At 65.6% G+C, this 18,080-nt stretch carries 18 protein-coding genes; 8 read left to right on the top strand and 10 right to left on the bottom strand.

Annotated elements, in window-relative coordinates; all coding sequences use genetic code 11:
- Positions 1 to 6: 6 nt before the first annotated feature.
- The 5 genes from QM615_RS02570 to QM615_RS02590 all read right to left on the bottom strand — a co-directional run bounded on the left by QM615_RS02570 (position 7) and on the right by QM615_RS02590 (position 6,295).
- Complete coding sequence (locus QM615_RS02570; protein ID WP_283346975.1) at positions 7 to 792, bottom strand: SDR family oxidoreductase; 786 nt, start codon at positions 790 to 792, stop codon at positions 7 to 9.
- 135 nt (positions 793 to 927) lie between these two features.
- Positions 928 to 2,214, bottom strand: coding sequence for a M16 family metallopeptidase (locus QM615_RS02575; protein WP_068050751.1), 1,287 nt, complete (start codon positions 2,212 to 2,214; stop codon positions 928 to 930).
- A gap of 67 nt (positions 2,215 to 2,281) precedes the next feature.
- Positions 2,282 to 4,543 (bottom strand): polyribonucleotide nucleotidyltransferase, encoded by a 2,262-nt coding sequence (locus QM615_RS02580; RefSeq protein ID WP_094642123.1) that lies wholly within the window; start codon positions 4,541 to 4,543, stop codon positions 2,282 to 2,284.
- Positions 4,544 to 4,935: 392 nt separating this feature from the next.
- Entirely contained in the window at positions 4,936 to 5,205 is a 270-nt protein-coding gene (gene rpsO, locus QM615_RS02585) for a 30S ribosomal protein S15 (protein WP_032397847.1), read from the bottom strand.
- A gap of 121 nt (positions 5,206 to 5,326) precedes the next feature.
- Positions 5,327 to 6,295, bottom strand: coding sequence for a bifunctional riboflavin kinase/FAD synthetase (locus QM615_RS02590; protein ID WP_094669994.1), 969 nt, complete (start codon positions 6,293 to 6,295; stop codon positions 5,327 to 5,329).
- A 103-nt stretch (positions 6,296 to 6,398) separates the two neighbouring features.
- Here QM615_RS02590 and QM615_RS02595 point away from each other — a divergent pair, with 103 nt between their 5' ends.
- From QM615_RS02595 to QM615_RS02610, 4 genes are read left to right on the top strand one after another with little or no spacing between them, the layout of a single operon-like run.
- A complete protein-coding gene (locus tag QM615_RS02595) occupies positions 6,399 to 7,361 on the top strand; it encodes a metal ABC transporter substrate-binding protein (protein ID WP_394855370.1) in 963 nt (320 codons plus the stop codon).
- Positions 7,358 to 8,185: a metal ABC transporter ATP-binding protein gene (locus tag QM615_RS02600; RefSeq protein ID WP_283346976.1), complete on the top strand. Its 828-nt coding sequence runs from the start codon at positions 7,358 to 7,360 to the stop codon at positions 8,183 to 8,185. The genes QM615_RS02595 and QM615_RS02600 overlap by 4 nt, the downstream gene beginning before the upstream one ends.
- Before the next feature lie 3 nt (positions 8,186 to 8,188).
- A complete protein-coding gene (locus tag QM615_RS02605; protein WP_149405957.1) occupies positions 8,189 to 9,061 on the top strand; it encodes a metal ABC transporter permease in 873 nt (290 codons plus the stop codon).
- A gap of 1 nt (position 9,062) precedes the next feature.
- Entirely contained in the window at positions 9,063 to 9,815 is a 753-nt protein-coding gene (locus QM615_RS02610; protein WP_373455154.1) for a metal-dependent transcriptional regulator, read from the top strand.
- 34 nt (positions 9,816 to 9,849) lie between these two features.
- Here QM615_RS02610 and truB read toward each other — a convergent pair whose 3' ends face one another.
- From truB to QM615_RS02625, 3 genes are read right to left on the bottom strand one after another with little or no spacing between them, the layout of a single operon-like run.
- Positions 9,850 to 10,782, bottom strand: a complete 933-nt coding sequence (gene truB / locus QM615_RS02615) for a tRNA pseudouridine(55) synthase TruB (protein ID WP_149405958.1) — start codon at positions 10,780 to 10,782, stop codon at positions 9,850 to 9,852.
- A 35-nt stretch (positions 10,783 to 10,817) separates the two neighbouring features.
- Positions 10,818 to 11,483 (bottom strand): 4'-phosphopantetheinyl transferase family protein, encoded by a 666-nt coding sequence (locus tag QM615_RS02620; RefSeq protein WP_149405959.1) that lies wholly within the window; start codon positions 11,481 to 11,483, stop codon positions 10,818 to 10,820.
- Positions 11,480 to 12,403 carry a metallophosphoesterase family protein gene (locus tag QM615_RS02625; RefSeq protein WP_149405960.1) on the bottom strand — a complete coding sequence of 308 codons (924 nt, stop codon included), beginning with the start codon at positions 12,401 to 12,403 and terminating at the stop codon, positions 11,480 to 11,482. The genes QM615_RS02620 and QM615_RS02625 overlap by 4 nt, the downstream gene beginning before the upstream one ends.
- A 242-nt stretch (positions 12,404 to 12,645) precedes the next feature.
- Between QM615_RS02625 and QM615_RS02630 the strand changes: the two genes are divergently transcribed.
- The 4 genes from QM615_RS02630 to QM615_RS02645 are packed head-to-tail and all read left to right on the top strand — an operon-like array spanning position 12,646 to position 15,752.
- Complete coding sequence (locus QM615_RS02630; RefSeq protein WP_283346977.1) at positions 12,646 to 13,044, top strand: TOBE domain-containing protein; 399 nt, start codon at positions 12,646 to 12,648, stop codon at positions 13,042 to 13,044.
- A gap of 25 nt (positions 13,045 to 13,069) precedes the next feature.
- Positions 13,070 to 13,852 carry a molybdate ABC transporter substrate-binding protein gene (gene modA / locus QM615_RS02635; RefSeq protein WP_502941868.1) on the top strand — a complete coding sequence of 261 codons (783 nt, stop codon included), beginning with the start codon at positions 13,070 to 13,072 and terminating at the stop codon, positions 13,850 to 13,852.
- Complete coding sequence (locus tag QM615_RS02640; protein ID WP_149405963.1) at positions 13,849 to 14,661, top strand: ABC transporter permease; 813 nt, start codon at positions 13,849 to 13,851, stop codon at positions 14,659 to 14,661. The genes modA and QM615_RS02640 overlap by 4 nt, the downstream gene beginning before the upstream one ends.
- Positions 14,658 to 15,752, top strand: coding sequence for a sulfate/molybdate ABC transporter ATP-binding protein (locus QM615_RS02645; RefSeq protein WP_149405964.1), 1,095 nt, complete (start codon positions 14,658 to 14,660; stop codon positions 15,750 to 15,752). The genes QM615_RS02640 and QM615_RS02645 overlap by 4 nt, the downstream gene beginning before the upstream one ends.
- A gap of 3 nt (positions 15,753 to 15,755) precedes the next feature.
- Here QM615_RS02645 and QM615_RS02650 read toward each other — a convergent pair whose 3' ends face one another.
- Both QM615_RS02650 and QM615_RS02655 read right to left on the bottom strand, forming a co-directional pair.
- Entirely contained in the window at positions 15,756 to 17,084 is a 1,329-nt protein-coding gene (locus QM615_RS02650) for an MATE family efflux transporter (RefSeq protein WP_094642139.1), read from the bottom strand.
- On the bottom strand, positions 17,081 to 18,079 hold the full coding sequence (locus tag QM615_RS02655) for a DHH family phosphoesterase (RefSeq protein WP_283346978.1): 999 nt from the start codon (positions 18,077 to 18,079) through the stop codon (positions 17,081 to 17,083). The genes QM615_RS02650 and QM615_RS02655 overlap by 4 nt, the downstream gene beginning before the upstream one ends.
- Position 18,080: the final 1 nt, after the last annotated feature.

The raw sequence follows: 18,080 nt of genomic DNA on the forward strand, positions 1-18,080 counted from the left end.
GAAGCGTCACGGCGTGAAGCGTCGGAATCCGCCTTCGGCACCGATGACCTGACCGGTGATCGAGCCCGAATCAGGCGAGAGCAGCATCGCCACGACCGCCGCGGCCTCGTCCGGAGAGTTCCACCGACCCCGCGGCATGTGGCGCAAGACGAACGCGTCCAGATCGGCACTCGCCCAACCGGTATCGGTCGGACCAGGATTGATCGTGTTGACGGTGATACCCCGTTCGATCAGCGAATCGGCCAAGGTCGGTGTGATCGCGGCGATCGCGCCCTTGGTCACCGCGTAGGGAATCTCGGTCGGCATCGGCCCCTCACCCTGCCCGGACGTGAACAGCACGACGCGTCCGCCGTCGCGGTGATCGACGTACCGTTCCGCAAATTCCTGCACCAGAAGCAAGGACGCGCGCACGTTCACCGCCCACGTCAGGTCGAGGTTCTCTGCCGTCAGAGACCCCAGGTCGCCCAGCTGTGATCGCGCATGGTTGATGACCAACGAGTCGACGGCTCCGAACCTGGATTCGGCAGCATCGAACAGGGCGGCAGGTGCTTCGGGATCGGAGAGATCGATGTCGAGATGCCCGAGTCTGCCTGGCGCGGTGGACAACTCGGCGAGCACCTGCACTGCTCCCGGCGTTCCTGCTCCCCACGGCTCGCTCACGTCGTAGGCGTCGCAGGATTGCGCGAAGACGCGGGCGCGCTCGTCCTGCAGCAACCTACGGGTGATGGCGTAGCCGATACCACGGCGTCGACCCACACCGGTGACGAGGACGGTACGCCCATCGCTGTTCATGCTGCATTGTCGACCGTAGCGGCATACACGTCAACGCCGAGAGCACGGTTGGTACCGTCGCACCGGAGAATCCACAGTTCACCGCCCTGCGACTGTGGACCTCCGTGCACGGAAACAGCGACGCGATCGCCGACGCTACCGAACCAGAGACTTGACCGACGCCGGTAGCTGGCGAACGTTTTTGTAGGGTCCGACCACCGCGGCACCGAAAGGACGGTCGAGCAACACGGCAGCGACCTCACGTACCTCGTCGTTGCCGACACTGTCGATCCGCGCCAACGTATCGGTGATGTCGCGGTGATTGCCGTAGTTCAGTTCGCTACGACCGATCCGGTTCATCCGAGAGCCCGAATCTTCGAGTCCCAGAACCAATCCGCCGCGCAACGAACCCTTGGCCCGCGCACACTCCGCGTCGGTGATGCCCTCGGAGGCGACCTTGGCCAGCACTTCCCTGATCACCGTCGTCACCTCGCCCAGGTTCTCCGGCTGACAACCCGCGTAGACGGAGAACGCACCGCTGTCGGCAAACGTGTCCACCGAGGAGTACACCGAGTACGCCAGTCCGCGCTCTTCCCTGATCTCCTGAAACAGACGAGAACTGAGCCCGCCGCCCACTGCCGAGTTCAGCACGGACAACGCCCAGCGATGCCCTTCGTGTCGACCGAACGCACGTACGCCGAGGCACAGGTGCGCTTGCTCGCTGTCACGAGTCGTCAGGCTCAACGTGGGAGCATTGCGCAATCGCGCTGTTCCGCTTCGCCTTTCGGCCGGCCGCAGACCCTTTTCCAGATGGCCCGCGAAAGCGCGACGCACCAACGACACAATCTGCTTGTGATCGACGTTGCCCGCGACAGCAACCACCATGCGCTGCGGCGTGTAGCGGCGAACGTGGAACGAGTGCAATTGCGCACGGGTCATCGACTCGATGGATTCGACGGAGCCGATGATCGGACGCCCGATCGGATGATCACCGAACATGGCTTCCAGGAAGGCATCTCCCAGCAGATCCTCGGGATCGTCGTCGCGCATGGAGATCTCTTCGAGGACCACCTGGCGCTCGACGTCGACATCTGCCGATCGGCAGCGGCCGCGAAGCACCACATCGCTGACGAGATCGATCGCGAGTGCCACGTCCTCGTCGAGCACGTGCGCGTAGAAGCACGTGCTCTCCTTCGAGGTGAACGCGTTCAGCTCTCCCCCGACACCGTCCATCACCTGGGCGATCTCGAGCGCACTACGCGTGGGCGTCGATTTGAACAGCAGATGTTCGAGGAAGTGTGCTGCACCGGCAACACTGGGTTGCTCGTCGCGCGAGCCGACTCCGACCCACACACCGACCGAGGCCGAGCGAACGCCTGGCACGAACTCGGTGACGACCCGAAGACCGCCGGGCAGAGTGGTGCGTTGCACGCCCGTGTCGATGCCGGTGCTCTCTGGAACGGCCGAACGGTACGTCCCGAGGGGACGTACCGTTCGGCTCGATTGCTTCTTACTCAGCGCTGACCTCGGCGGGTGCCTCGGGAGCGTCGGCGGGAGCAGCAGCGTTGTCGTCTTCGACGGGAACGAGGCTGATCTTGCCGCGGTTGTCGATATCGGCGATCTCGACGCGCAACTTCGATCCGACGCTCACGACGTCCTCGACCTTGTTGATGCGCTTGCCGTTACCGAGCTTGGAGATGTGCACCAGTCCGTCGCGGCCCGGGAGCAGCGAGACGAATGCACCGAAAGCCGTTGTCTTGACGACGGTTCCGAGGAATCGCTCGCCGACCTTCGGCAGCTGCGGGTTGGCGATGGCGTTGATCATGTCGATCGCGGCCTGTGCGGACGGGCCGTCCGCTGCACCGACGTAGACAGTGCCGTCATCTTCGATCGAGATGTTGGCACCGGTCTGCTCGGTGATGGAGTTGATCATCTTGCCCTTGGGCCCGATGACCTCGCCGATCTTGTCGACCGGCACCTTGATCGCGGTGACGCGAGGTGCGTACGGGCTCATCTCGTCCGGGGTGTCGATGGCCTCGGCCATGACCTCGAGGATCGTCGTGCGCGCATCCTTGGCCTGCGACAGCGCGCCGGCGAGCACCTTGGAGGGGATGCCGTCGAGCTTGGTGTCGAGCTGCAGTGCGGTGACGAAATCCTTGGTTCCGGCGACCTTGAAGTCCATGTCGCCGAATGCGTCCTCAGCACCGAGGATGTCGGTGAGGGCGACGTAACGGGTTTCACCGTCGACCTCGTCGGACACGAGGCCCATTGCGATTCCGGCGACCGGGGCACGCAGTGGCACACCGGCATTGAGCAGCGACAGCGTCGATGCACAGACCGAGCCCATCGAGGTCGAGCCGTTGGAGCTCAGTGCCTCGGAGACCTGGCGGATGGCGTACGGGAACTCTGCCTGGCTGGGCAGAACCGGCAGCAGAGCGCGCTCGGCGAGTGCGCCGTGGCCGATCTCGCGACGCTTCGGCGAACCGACGCGGCCGGTCTCTCCGGTGGAGTAGGGCGGGAAGTTGTAGTGGTGCATGTAGCGCTTGGACGTCTCGGGCCCGAGCGAGTCGACCTGCTGCGCCATCTTGACCATGTCGAGGGTGGTGACGCCCAGGATCTGGGTCTCGCCGCGCTCGAACAGGGCGGATCCGTGGGTACGCGGGATGATCGCGACCTCGGCGGACAGCGACCGGATGTCTGTGATGCCGCGGCCGTCGATGCGGAAGTGATCGGTGAGGATGCGCTGGCGAACCGACTTCTTGGTCAGTGCGCGGAATGCGGCACCGATCTCCTTCTCGCGGCCGGCGAAGCTGTCTCCGACCGACGTGAGCACCTGAGCCTTGACCTCGTCGAGCTTGCTCTCACGCTCGGCCTTGCCTGCGATGGTCAGTGCCTCGTTGAGCGGGATCTTCGCGGCGTTCTCGACGGCCTCGAAGACGTCCGACTGGTACGCCGGGAAAACCGGGTAGTCGCCGGTGGGCTTTGCTGCCTTGGACGCGAGCTCCTGCTGTGCGGTGCACAGGGCTGCGATGAAGGGCTTCGATGCCTCGAGTCCCTCGGCGACGACCGCTTCGTTGGGGGCGGTAGCGCCACCCTCGATGAGCTCGATGACGTTCTCGGTGGCCTCTGCTTCGACCATCATGATCGCGACGTCTGCGTCGGCACCGGAGCCGGAGACGATGCGGCCGGCGACGACCATGTTGAACACGGCCTTCTCGAGCTGCTCGTTGGTCGGGAACGCGACCCACTGCTTGTCGATCAGGGCGACGCGAACGCCGCCGATCGGACCGGAGAACGGCAGTCCGGCGATCTGTGTCGAGGCCGATGCCGCGTTGATCGCGACGACGTCGTACAGATCGGCCGGGTTGAGGCTCATGACCGTGATGACGACCTGGATCTCGTTGCGCAGTCCGTCGACGAACGTCGGACGCAGCGGCCGGTCGATCAGGCGGCAGGTGAGGATGGCGTCGGTGGACGGACGGCCCTCGCGGCGGAAGAACGATCCGGGGATACGGCCCGCAGCGTACATGCGCTCTTCGACGTCGACCGTCAGCGGGAAGAAATCGAAGCCCTCACGGGGGTGCTTGCCGGCGGTCGTTGCCGACAGCAGCATGGTGTCCTCGTCGAGGTACGCGGCGACTGCGCCTGCGGCCTGCTGTGCGAGGCGGCCGGTCTCGAAGCGGATGGTCCGCTTGCCGAACGTGCCGTTGTCGATGATCGCAGTTGCTTCGTAGACGCCTTCTTCGACGTCCAAAGTTGTGGTTTCCGACATGTGTTCTGTTCTCGTCCTCTCGTCTTTGCCGTGCCCGCGTGGACACACCACCAGCCCTCCTGGCTGTGGCGGCATACCTGTGCCGTCCATCTCCGAGCTTCTCTCGGGACGCGGCTGCGCGGAGGCGGCCATCGATCGAAGCCCACCGGATCTCGTATCCGAAAGGCCACTACCGAAGACCGTCACCACGGCGTGACAGGCATACACGGCGGTGTGCGAATGCTGCGCATCCGCTTTCTCGTGCTGGCGTAACTGTTCTTGCGGTCCAAACACAGATAGCCAACGAGGAACAGTCTAAGCACTGCCTCGTTGGCTACTGCACTATTGCTGCGAGTCGGGTGCGCACCGGCGCGTCGAACCGTGCATCGGTGACATCCTCGCGTCGGTCTGAATTATCGACGCAGACCCAGACGCTCGATGAGCGAGCGGTAGCGGGTGACGTCGACCTTCGCGATGTACTTGAGCAGACGACGACGACGTCCGACCAGCAGCAGCAGGCCGCGGCGGGAGTGGTGGTCGTGCTTGTGCGTCTTGAGGTGCTCGGTCAAGTCGACGATGCGCTTGGTGAGCATTGCAACCTGCGCCTCGGGCGAGCCCGTGTCGGTGGGGTGCAAGCCGTACTCGCCGAGAACGGCCTTCTTCTGTTCGGTGGTCAATGCCACTGGTACTACTCCTGATCAATGACGTCCGCGTGAAAGGAAGCTACGCGCCCGGTGTCGAGACAACGGGATCGAAGCCGGTACAGCCGCCGCGGACCGCAGCGAGCACCGAGGGGACAGCCTATCAGGCCGTGCTGGCCGCCAGGATCGTCCGGGCCCGCTCGGCGTCGCGGCCCATTTCCTCCACGAGGGCTTCCATCGAGTCGAACTTCTCCATGCCGCGCAGTCGGTCGACGAAGTCGACTGCCACGTGCTGGCCGTACAGGTCGGCCTCACCGTCGAGGACGAATGCCTCGACGGTCCTGGTACGACCCGAGAACGTTGGATTGGTGCCCACCGACACGGCAGCCGGATGCCGCTCCCCCGGAGTGACCGTCCCCATGATCGGACCCGGCCCGAGCACTGTGAACCATGCCGCGTACACACCGTCGGCGGGAATGGCCGAGTACATGGGTGGCGCGACATTGGCTGTGGGATAACCCATTTGGCGACCTCGGCCATCCCCGTGCACGACGACTCCTTCGACGCGATGCGGTCGCCCGAGCGCGGCGGTGGCTGCAGCGACGTCACCGGCGTCCACGCACGATCTGATGTACGTCGAGGAGAACGTCACGGCGTGCTCGGCGAGCAGGTTGACTCCGTCGACTGCGAATCCGGACCGTTCGCCGATCTTGCGCAGCATGGGCACGGTGCCGAGCGCCTTCTTCCCGTAGGTGAAGTTCTCACCGACGACGACCTCGGCAACGTGCAGGCGTTCGATCAGGATCTCGTGCACGTATCGCTCGGGAGTGAGCTTCATCAACTCCGGCGTGAACGGCATGACGCAGAAGACGTCGATACCCAATTCCTCGGCGAGTTCGGCTCGCCTCGTCAGGGTCGTCAACTGAGCAGGATGGCTTCCCGGTCGCACGACCTCCATCGGATGGGGATCGAACGTCATGAGCACGCTGGGAACGCCGCGCTTCTTCGCAGCGGCCACCGCTCGCCCGATCAGTTGTGCGTGTCCGCGATGAACGCCGTCGAAGACGCCGATCGTGAGCACGCACCGACCCCAGTCGGCAGGTACATCGTCGAGACCTCGCCATCTCTGCACACCGCGAAGCCTACGGCCCGACGGCCGCTCGGTCACTCTCGGACAGGCGTGTCGCGCGCGGCACGTATGGACAAATAGGTATCCCCACGGTAAATATTTCGGTGTGCCTAACTTTTTTCTTCGCCGGTGTGGATCGCGCCGTGGGCGGATTCTCGCGAGCTGGGCCGTGGTGGGACTACTGGTGGCAGCCTCGAGCGGCTGCGCCCGTGCCGTCGGGGACGACGATCCGGCGATGCTCGACGACGGCAGACCCCTGGTTCTGACGACCTTCACCGTCCTCGCCGACATGGCCGCCAATGTCGCCGGCGATCACCTCCGAGTGGAATCGATCACAAAAGCCGGAGCCGAGATCCACGGCTACGAGCCGACCCCAGGAGACCTACGCACCGCAGAGCAGGCCGAGCTGATCCTGGACAACGGGCTCGGGCTGGAGGCCTGGTTCGAGAAATTCGTCGAGCGCATCCCCGCACCCCACGCCGTGGTGAGTGCGAACGTGGACCCGATCTACATTCGCGACGACGCCTACGCGGGCAAAGCGAACCCCCACGCATGGATGTCGCCCGTCGTGGCCGAGACGTACGTCGAGAACATTGCCGACGCGTTCGTCGCGCTCGATCCCGCCAACACCGACGACTACCGCGCGAACGCAGCCGCATACGTGGGACAACTACGCGAGGTCGGTGCCGAACTGGCCGCGGATCTCTCCGGGCTACCGGCTCGTCAGCGCGCGCTCGTCACCTGCGAGGGCGCATTCGGCTATCTGGCCCGCGACTTCGATCTGCAGGAGGCCTACCTGTGGCCGGTCAACGCCGAGCAGGAAGGAACGCCGAAGCAGGTGGTCCGCACCATCGACTTCGTTCGCGACAACGACGTACCCGCCGTGTTCTGCGAATCGACGGTCTCGGACAAGGCGCAGCTACAGGTCGCCGAGGACACCGGCGCGCGGTTCGGCGGACAGCTCTACGTCGATTCTCTGAGCGACGCCACCGGACCGGTCCCCACGTACCTGGATCTACTGCGCTACGACGCGCGGTTGATCGCCGACGCACTGGTAGGAGAACGATGACCCAGCACACTGGTGACCCTCACTACAGGGCCCGGCACGAGACCGGGGCAGCGCTGACGGTGGACGCCGTCAACGTTCGATACCGCGACGTCGTAGCCCTCACCGATGCCAGCCTGACCCTCGCACCCGGCCGGGTGTGCGGGTTGGTCGGAATGAACGGATCGGGCAAGTCGACGCTGTTCAAAGCCGTCATGGGAGTGGTCAAGCCCAACTCCGGCTCGATCACCGTGTTCGGCGGAGACCCGGCGCAGGCGCGCAAGGCCGGCACGGTCAGCTACGTGCCCCAGGCGGAGTCCGTCGACTGGACATTCCCGATCAGCGTGCGCGACGTGGTGATGATGGGCCGATACGGGAAACAGAACTTTCTCCGCACTCCCCGAGCCGCCGATCGACTGGCCGTCGACGAGGCTCTGCAGCGCGTCGACCTCGCCGAACTTGCGAACCGACAGATCGGCCAGCTCTCCGGCGGTCAACGCAAGCGCGCGTTCGTCGCCCGCGCCATCGCCCAGGAGGCATCACTGCTGTTGCTCGACGAGCCCTTCGCCGGTGTGGACAAGAAAACCGAGGCAACCATCACCCGGCTGCTCCGCGAACTCGCAGCACAGGGTGCGTCGGTTCTGGTGTCCACACACGATCTTCACGCCCTACCGGAACTGTGCGACGAAGCGATCCTGCTGCAACAGCGCGTGCTGATGCACGGCAGTCCGATCGACGTACTGCGCCCGGAGAACCTGGCGCTGGCCTTCGGCATCGACCCGTCGAAGGTCGGCGAGTTGGGTGCGGGCACTCGAACTCCGTCCACCCGAACCACGGAAGCGAGCTGAACCGTGTATCTGATCGATTTTCTCGTGGACCCACTCGAATACACCTTCATGCAGCGGGCCCTTCTGGTCACCGTCACCGCCTCGATAGTGTGCGCGGTACTGAGCTGCTGGCTCGTCCTCATCGGGTGGTCGCTGATGGGCGACGCGGTCTCGCACGCAGTTCTTCCCGGCGTCGCGCTGTCGTACCTGTTCGGGGCACCGTTCGCGATCGGAGCGCTGCTGTTCGCGCTCATCGCGGTCGGTGCCATCGGAGTGGTCCGCAACACCACCATCGTCAAGGAGGACGCCGCTATCGGCGTCGTTTTCACCACCTTGTTCGCGCTCGGCGTCGTCCTGATCTCCAAGTTTCCGAGTCAGATCGACCTCAACCACATCCTGTTCGGCAATCTGCTGGGAGTCTCGCAGGCAGACATGGTCCAGGTGTTCGTCCTCGGCGGTATCGCGCTGGTCGTCATGATCGTCAAACGTCGCGACTTCACTCTCTTCGCCTTCGACCGCACCCAGGCCCGCGCCGTAGGCATCAACCCGACGGTGATCTCGGCCGTCATGCTGACCCTGCTCGCCCTGACGACCGTGGTCGCGCTCCAGGCCGTCGGCGTCATCCTCGTGGTGGCGATGCTGATCACTCCCGGTGCGTCCGCCTATCTACTCACGCACAGCTTCGGCCGCATGCTCGTGCTGGCACCGCTCATTTCGGTGGGTTGCGCGCTGGTGGGGATCTACGCCAGCTTCTACCTCGACGTGTCCTCCGGCGGCAGCGTCGTGCTCACCCAGGGACTCGTCTTCGTCCTTGCCTACCTCTTCAGCCCCTCACAAGGCATCGTCGTCCGCGCTCTGCGACAACGCGGACAGGTGCCGGTGGCTCCGGCCGGGTGAGATGTCTTTTTCCATTGGATTGCCTAAGCTCGGCGACGTGGCGCTACGAAAAGACGATCCCGCACCGGCCGACGAGGGCGTCCAGCTGTCCGCGGTTGCGCAGGACTATCTCAAGGTCATCTGGACGGCCAGTGAGTGGAGCGAGGACTCGGTCAGCACCAAGATGCTCTCCGAGCGCATCGGTGTTTCCGCCTCGACGGTGTCCGAGGCGATTCGCAAGCTCGCAGACCAAGGCATGGTCGACCACGCCCGCTACGGAGCCATCTCACTGACCGAGAAGGGTCGTCTCGCTGCCATCGGTATGGTGCGTCGGCATCGACTGATCGAGACCTATCTGGTCAGAGAGCTGGGTTACGGCTGGGACGAAGTGCACGACGAGGCGGAGATCCTCGAACATGCCGTCTCGGATCTGATGATGGATCGAATCGACGCCAAACTGGGCCACCCCGAACGCGATCCGCACGGCGACCCGATTCCGTCCGTCGACGGTGCGATCGAGGCCCCGTCCGCGACCCGCCTGAGCGACTACCTCGACGGACAGTCCGGCCGAGTCGCCAGAATTTCCGACTCCGACCCGGCGATGCTCCGCTACTTCGACTCCGTCGGCATCACGCTGGACCTGCCGATCACGGTGGTCGAACGACGCGACTACGCCGGCACCGTCGCCATCGAGTTGGCCCGCACCGACGCCACCGATTCCATCGATCTCGGCCACCGCGCCGCAGAGGCGATCTGGATGGTTCCGGCGACCTGATCGCCGGGCCGGTGCCGCATCCGTGCCGAATGTTTCAGTGCCCGCGCAAGGTCGCAGGCCGCACGACCATGACCGAACTGGCGCGCTTGCCCTTCTCCTGGAGCAGAGCGATGGTGTGCCCGGTGGGATCGACCGCCGCGTACACCCCGTCGATTCCTATCGGATCCAGCCACCGTCCCTGGCTCAACGATTCCGCCTCACTCGTGTCGATCTGCCGGTGCGGGAACGCCGTTCGGGCCGCCTGATCGATGTCCAGGCTCACGGCCGGGTCCTCTGCCAGTTCTTCGAGTGTCCGTGCGTGGTCGAGGGTGAAGGGTCCGACGCGGGTGCGGCGCAGCACGGTCAGGTGGCCGCCGACGCCGAGCGCCGCGCCGAGGTCGCGCGCCAAGGCCCGAACGTACGTCCCCGACGTGCAGTCGACCTCGACATCGAGGTCGACGAACGCCGATTCGCCCTCCGCCACGTCGCGCCTGGCCGTCACGTCGAATCGGGTGACGCTGACCTTGCGCGGGGCGAGTGTGAATTCCTCACCTGCGCGAGACAGTTTGTGGGCGCGTTGCCCGTCGACCTTGATGGCGCTGACACTGGCAGGAACCTGCTCGATGTCACCGGTCAGGGCGGCAATCGCGGTCGAGATCTCGGTGTCGGAGACATACGCGGCCGAAACATCGGCCAGGACGTCGCCCTCGGCGTCGTCGGTCGTCGTGCTCCGGCCGAGCCGGATGGTGGCGGTGTACGACTTCGTGGTCAGCGAGAGCAGTCCCAGCATCTTGGTCGCACGCTCCACGCCCAGCACGAGCACGCCGGTCGCCATGGGATCCAAGGTCCCCGCATGGCCGACTTTTCTGGTGCGCAACAGTTTTCGGCACGACGCCACCACATCGTGGCTCGTCACTCCCGGCCCCTTGTCGACCACCAGCAGGCCGGCACCGACGAGACCGGACGAAATCTTTTCGCGAGCACTCACGAGAGAGCATTGTGCCAGGCTCGCGGAGCAGGTCGTCACATCACCGAGATCGCGGTCATCACCAGACCGCCCGCCACCATCCATCGACCGTCGAAGGCCCGCAGCGGCGGCCCGGACATCGTGTCTCCCGGCACCAGCAACTCGGAACGGAACGTTCCCGAAATGTCGTCACCGGATCCGGTGCGCTCGAAGGTGATGTGTGCGTCCTCGAAGCCGAGCCAGCGTCCGGTCAACGGCTCCCAGGCCTTGTACGTCGCTTCCTTCGCGCAGAACAACACTCGATCCCAGTGCACGTCCTCGCGGCCCGCGGTCGCGAGCCACTCCCGTTCGGCCTCGAGACTCACCGCCTCGAGCACTCCATCGGGCAGGGGTCCGTGCGGCTCGGCGTCGATTCCCACCGAACGCACCTGCATCGAGTAGGCCAACACCGCACCGCGATACCCGTCGCAGTGCGTCAACGATCCGACCACACCCTTCGGCCACTGCGGAGCACCGGACTTGCCGCGCATGATCGGCGCAGGCTCGACACCCAGCTTCTCCATCGCCACCCGCGCACAGTGTCGGGCCGAGGTGAACTCACGCTTGCGCTTGTCCACCGCCTTGGCCACCAGCGGGGCCTCGAGCGGATGTGGCGTCAAACCCGGTGGGTCCGCGAACAATTCGGCCGAGACGACGCCGTTGGGAAGTATCGATTCGATCACTTTCCTGCCCTCATCTTCTCTACCTCTGCCTCCATCTCGGGCGTCACCGTGAAGTGCCCGCCCCACTTGTTCAACGCGCCCGGCGGATACTCGGGGACCGGAAGAATCTGTCGCAGAACGTTCTTCGGTAGGCCGCGCCGCTGCCATTCGCGCGGATAGCCCACCGACACCTCCTCGAAGCGAACGCCGTCGTAATAGGTCGTCCGCGGAATGTGCAGGTGCCCGTACACCGAGCAGATCGCGTTGTACCGCGTGTGCCAATCCGCCGTCAGAGTGGAACCACACCACAGCGCGAACTCCGGGTAGAACAGCACCTCGGTCGGCTGCCGAACCATCGGGAAATGGTTGATCAACACGGTAGGAACGGAGGTGTCGAGCGCATCGAGACGCTCCCGGGTGGCGTCGATCCGCGCATGGCACCAGGCATCGCGCGTCGCGTACGGCTGCGAGGACAGCAGGAATTCGTCGGTGGCGACGACGTTCTTCTCGCGTGCGATCGCCAGTCCGTGTTCCTTGTCTCTCGCTCCCTGCGGCAGGAACGTGTAGTCGTAGAGCAGGAACATCGGCACGATCGTCGCCGGGCCACCCTCACCCTCCCACCGCAGATACGGGTCCTCCGGGGTGACGACGTCGATCTCGCGGCACAGGTTGACCAGGTACTCGTATCGAGCCGCCCCGTGGATCTGGACGGGATCTTTCACCGTCGTCCACAGCTCGTGGTTTCCGGGAACCCAGATGACTTTCGCGAAACGGCTACGGAGCAGTTCGAGCGCCCACTTGATGTCGTCGGTCTTCTCCGACACGTCACCGGCGACGATCAGCCAGTCCTCGGGCGATTCGGGAAAGATGTCCTCGGTCACGGGCCGGTTGCCCCGATGTCCGACGTGAATGTCGCTCACTGCCCACAGCTTCGCTGCCACTGAAAATTCCTTCCGATGCGCTCGGCCGCCGGCGTCGAATCGCCAGAACCGTCCGAGAACGTACCAACGCCCAATACTCCCCGCAGATTCCGCGGCGTATCCGGGCGGGGTGAGGCGGCAACTCGGTCGACGGTGGGGCGGGAGTACGCGCAGAAAACGAAATCGAGGCCGTTCACCCGCAGATTCGGGTATATGGTGCCTTTCATGACTTGTTTGCGGATGTCTGCTGTGGTGGCATCACGATGACGGTGCCCCCGATCCGCGTCCGAGACGCCGCGGCGCTACTCGGTGTCAGTGACGACACCGTCCGCAGATGGATCGACAGCGGAGCGCTCCCCTCGCTCGAGGACGAGACCGGACGCAAGGTCATCGGCGGCCGGGACCTGGCCGACTACGCGCGCGAACATGCTGTCCCTCCGCCGGAGATCGCGTCGGGCGGAAGCTCTGCACGCAACCGACTCGTGGGGTTGGTCACGGAGGTCGTCTCGGATGCGGTGATGAGCGAGGTGAGCATGCAGTGCGGGCCGTTCACGATCGTGTCCCTGATGAGCACCCGCTCGGTTCGCGAACTGGGGCTGGAGCCCGGCAAGGTCACCGTCGCTGTGGTCAAGGCCACGACCGTCATCGTCGAGACACCGTAGGACACAGGAGATGTTCGTGAAGACACTGCGCCCGGTATTCGCGCTCGTGCTTGCAGCCACCCTCGTGCTCGTCGGGTGCAGCTCGCAGTCCGATTCGACCGCGCCCGATGGACCCTCGGACGGCAGCGCGGTCCGAGGCGAGATCACGGTCTTCGCCGCAGCATCGCTTCGCGCGACGTTCACCGAGCTCGGTGATCGATTCGAGGCCGAACACCCCGGCATCTCGGTGGAGTTCAGCTTCGCGGGCTCATCCGATCTGGCCGCGCAGCTGATCTCCGGCGCCCCTGCCGACGTCTTCGCCTCCGCAGATACGAAGAACATGACCGAGACGGTGGACGAGGGCCTGGTTGCGGATGACCCCGTAGACTTCGCGTCCAACACGCTGACCATCGTGACCGCCCCCGGAAACCCGGACGGCATCGCATCGTTCGCCGATCTGGCGAACCCCGACGTTCTCACGGTGATCTGCGCGCCCCAGGTGCCGTGCGGCGCGGCGACGGCCTCGGTCGAGGCCGCTACCGGCACGCAGATCCCGGCCGTGAGCGAGGAATCCTCGGTCACCGATGTGTTGGGCAAGGTGACCTCGGGGCAGGCCGATGCCGGACTGGTCTACGTGACCGACGCTGCCGGGGCAGGAGAGGCCGTGACCGCGGTGCCCTTCGAGGAGTCGAGCGAGGCCGTCAACACCTACCCGATCGCGACACTGAGCGGGTCCGACAACGAGGGCACCGCTCGCGCATTCACCGAGTTCGTCGCCGGACCCGTCGGGCAGGACGTACTCGGTCGAGCCGGCTTCGCAGCTCCGTGACCGTACGAGTCGCACACGACGGGCGGTCGACCGTCGGTGTGCCGGTGTGGATTTTCGTTCCGGCAGCCATCGGTGCACTCCTCGTGGTGGCACCGCTGGCCGCGATGTTCACCCGAATCGACTGGTCCAATTTTCTCGGACTCATCACCTCCGAATCCGCTGTCGCGGCGTTGATCCTGAGCCTGAAGACGGCGACGGCCAGCACCGCAGTGTGCGTGGTTCTGGGCGTGCCGATGGCAATCGTGCTCTCGCGCAGCTCGATTCGCGGGCTCTCGATCCTTCGCTCTCTCGTCGTACTGCCCTTGGTTCTGCCCCCGGTGGTCGGGGGCATCGCGCTGCTCTACACCTTCGGGCGACAAGGCCTGTTGGGCGAGCACCTCGACGCCTTCGGGATTCGAATAGCGTTCACCACCTCGGCCGTGGTGCTGGCACAGGTGTTCGTGTCGCTGCCTTTCCTGGTCGTCAGCGTCGAGGGCGCACTGCGCACGGCCGGCGACCGGTACGACGTGGTGGCCGCGACTCTGGGGGCCACACCCACGACCGTCCTACGGCGCGTCACCGTTCCGCTGATACTTCCCGGACTGATATCGGGAACCGTCCTCGCCTTCGCGCGCGCGCTCGGAGAATTCGGAGCGACCTTGACCTTCGCCGGATCCCTCGGAGGCGTGACCAGGACACTGCCGCTGGAAATCTATCTGCAGCGCGAGAGCGACCCCGATGCCGCGGTGGCGCTGTCGCTGGTGCTGATTCTCGTGGCGGCACTCGTCGTCGTGACCGCACGCGGCACTCGGTCGTCGGGAACGCTGTGAACTCACTGCACCTGCGGGCCACACTCGGCGTTCGCGGCATCGATCTCGAACTGGACGTCCCCGAGGGTGAGACGGTCGCCATCCTCGGACCGAACGGGGCAGGCAAATCGACACTGCTGCAGCTCGTCTCGGGTGTGGTGGCACCCGACGAGGGAATCGTCCGACTCGGCGAGGACGTGCTGACCGATACCGTCTCGAACACCGTCGTGCCGATTCACGCCCGAGGCGTCGCGACCCTCTCTCAGGAAGCTCTGCTGTTTCCTCACATGGACGCTCGCACGAACGTGGCCTTCGCACCGCGTAGCGCCGGCGCCAACCGCGTCGCCGCGCGTGCCGTCGCCGATACCTGGCTCGACGCGGTCGGAGCCTCCCACCTGGCCGATCGCCGCCCCGGCCAGCTGTCCGGCGGTCAGGCTCAACGAATCGCCATCGCGCGCGCTCTTGCGGCCGACCCGCGCCTGCTGCTGCTCGACGAACCCCTCGCGGCGCTGGATGTGGACACGGCACCGAGCATTCGACGAGTACTGCGCACGGTGCTGCGCGCGAGCGGTCGCACGGCCTTGATCGTCACCCACGATCTGCTCGACGTCGTCGCGCTCGCCGATTCCGTGGCGGTCGTCGACGGCGGACGCGTCGTCGAGCGAGGCTCGGTCACCGAGGTCCTGACCGCACCTCGCAGCGAATTCGGTGCCCGCATCGCGGGGGTGAACCTGCTCTCGGGACGGGCTGTCGACGCCGACGACTCGACGTCCCTGACCACGAACTGGGGACTGACGGTCCACGGCTCCGGGCGGTACACCACCGGAACCGCACTGGTGGCGGTGTTCTCCCCCGCCGCCGTCTCGGTACACCCGACGGCCCCGCACGCCAGCCCGAGAAACGTGTTCGAGGTGGTGATCGAGGAGATGGAGGTGCAGGGCTCCGGCATTCGTGTTCGGTCTCGCCCGCAACCCGACGGGTCTCCGGGCATGGCTGCAGACATCACCCCTGCCGCGGTGTCGGATCTCGGGCTCGAGCCCGGCGGCACCGTCTTCTTCGTCGTCAAGAGCCGTGAGGTGGCATTGCACCCCGCGTTGCCGTCGCAACCCTGACGGCTATCGGCGGAGTTGGCGATCGCTGCCGATCACCAGCCACTTTCCGGACAGTACTCGGCCCGCGACTGCAAGCATCCGCAGTGCGACGAAGACGCCGAGCCCTGTCCAGATCCCTACCAGTCCCCAGTCGAACACCAGAGCCGACCAGATGAACGGCAGAAAGCCCACGACGGCGCAGGCCATGGTCGCGTTTCTCAGAAATGCAGCGTCGCCGCTGCCGAGCAGCACACCGTCCAACGCGAACACCACGCCGGCAATGGGGATGATCGCGACGAAGATCCACCAGATCGCATGCATCTCGTCGATGACCGATGCGTCGGTGGTGAACAGATCCGGCACGAACGAACGCCCGACGGCGAACACGCCGGCGAGAACGACCGCGAACACCGTCGACCATGCCGTCAATCGCCACGCCAGGGCGCGCGCATCGTCGATCCTGCTCGCACCCAGGGCGGCTCCGACCAGGGTCTGAGCGGCGATTGCCAGTGAATCGAGCATCAACGACACCAAGTTCCACATGTGCAGAACCACCTGGTTTGCGGCGACCGAGGCGGCACCGAACCTCGACGCGACCGCAGCGGCGGACAGAAAACAGGCCTGGAACGCCAGACTGCGCACGATCAGGTCGCGGCCCAGCACCAGTTGTGCGCGCATCACCGACCAATGCGGGCGCAATTCGGTGCTCGCCCGCACGACTGCGCCGACGAACAGCGCACCGGCGACGCCCTGGCCGATCACGTTCGCCACGGCCGATCCCACCAGCCCGAGCCGTGGGAATCCCAGCAACCCGTGGACCAGGAGGGGGCACAACACCGCTGATACACCGAAGCCGAACACGACGAAACGCAGTGGCGTCACCGTGTTCTGAACTCCACGCATCCATCCGTTTCCGGCCAGCGACACCAGGATGAACGGCACACCCAGCAGAGCCACGCGCAGCCACGCGACGGCCTCGGCAGCGATGTCCCCGCCGCCGGTCAGCACCGAGACCACGGGCTCGGCGGCGAGCTGCATCACCGCGACGATGGCGATACCGATCGCGAAGGCCAACCAGGTTGCCTGCACACCCTCACCGACGGCGTCGCGTTCGCGGCCTGCACCGTGCATGCGAGCCGCTCGCGCGGTCGTGCCGTAGGACAGGAACGTCAGCTGCGTGCTGACCTGGGCCAACACGAGCCCACCGATGGCCAGGCCGGCGAGGGCGAGCGCGCCGAGCCGGCCGACCACGGCGGCGTCGAACAACAGGTACAGGGGCTCGGCAGCGAGGACGCCGAGAGAGGGCAACGAGAGACCGAGGATCTTTCGAGCCGTGACCGGGGTGGAACTCACGACGCCGACAGGGCCTCACGCAGCGCATCGATCACGTCGGGCAGGTCGCCGGTCGCGGTGTAGCCGGCTGCATTGCGGTGCCCGCCACCGCCGAGCGCGCACGCCACCGCCGACACGTCGACCTCGGTCTTCGAGCGCAGAGAGACCACCCAGACCGACCCGAAATCCTGTTGCTTGAGTACCGCGGCGACCTCGGCCTCGGAGGTGGTGCGCACGATGTCGATCACGCTCTCGATCTCCTCGGACCGCAGTCCGGCCGAATCCTCGCTCCTGATGACGGCGTACACCAGCCCTCGTCCGTCGGCTGCGTCGGGAAGCAACGATGCCGAACCGAGCACCGACCCGAGCATCGGCAACCAGTCGAACGGGTGAGTGTCGAGCAGCTTGCGGGCGATGTGAGCCCCGTCGATCCCCGTGGCCAACAGTCTCTCGGCCAGCAGATGAGAACCCGGGCGAACCCAGCGGAACGACCCGGTGTCGGTGACCAGACCCGCGAACAGCAGGTGGGCCAGATCGGCATCGATCTCGACGGCCCATCGATCGAACAGCCGCGCGATGACGGCGGTGGTGGACTCAGCAGACGCGTGCACCACGTTCAGCGTTCCGAATCGTGTGTTGCTGCGGTGATGATCGATGACGAGGCTGGCCGACGCCGTATCGAGTCGGTCGCCCAGCGAACCCAGCCGGCCTCTGCTTCCGGCGTCGACCGTGACCACCAGATCGACGGACTCGGTGACCTCGCCTGCGTCGACGAGAAGGTGTCTACCAGGTAATTCGTCCATCGACTCGGGCAGGGACGCCGGTGCTGCGAATGCCACCTGGACGGTCGCGCCGCGACGTTCGAGCACCGAACCGAGCGCAAGCCCACTACCGATCGTGTCGGCATCGGGTTGAACGTGACACAGCACGGTCACCGAGGATGCACGTTCGAGCATCTCGATCGCCCGCGCCAGATCCTCGTCGGTCTCCGACACTGCCCCCGAACCGTCGGACATG

This window comes from Rhodococcus sp. IEGM 1341, assembly GCF_030056895.1.
Taxonomy (GTDB): Bacteria; Actinomycetota; Actinomycetes; order Mycobacteriales; family Mycobacteriaceae; genus Rhodococcoides.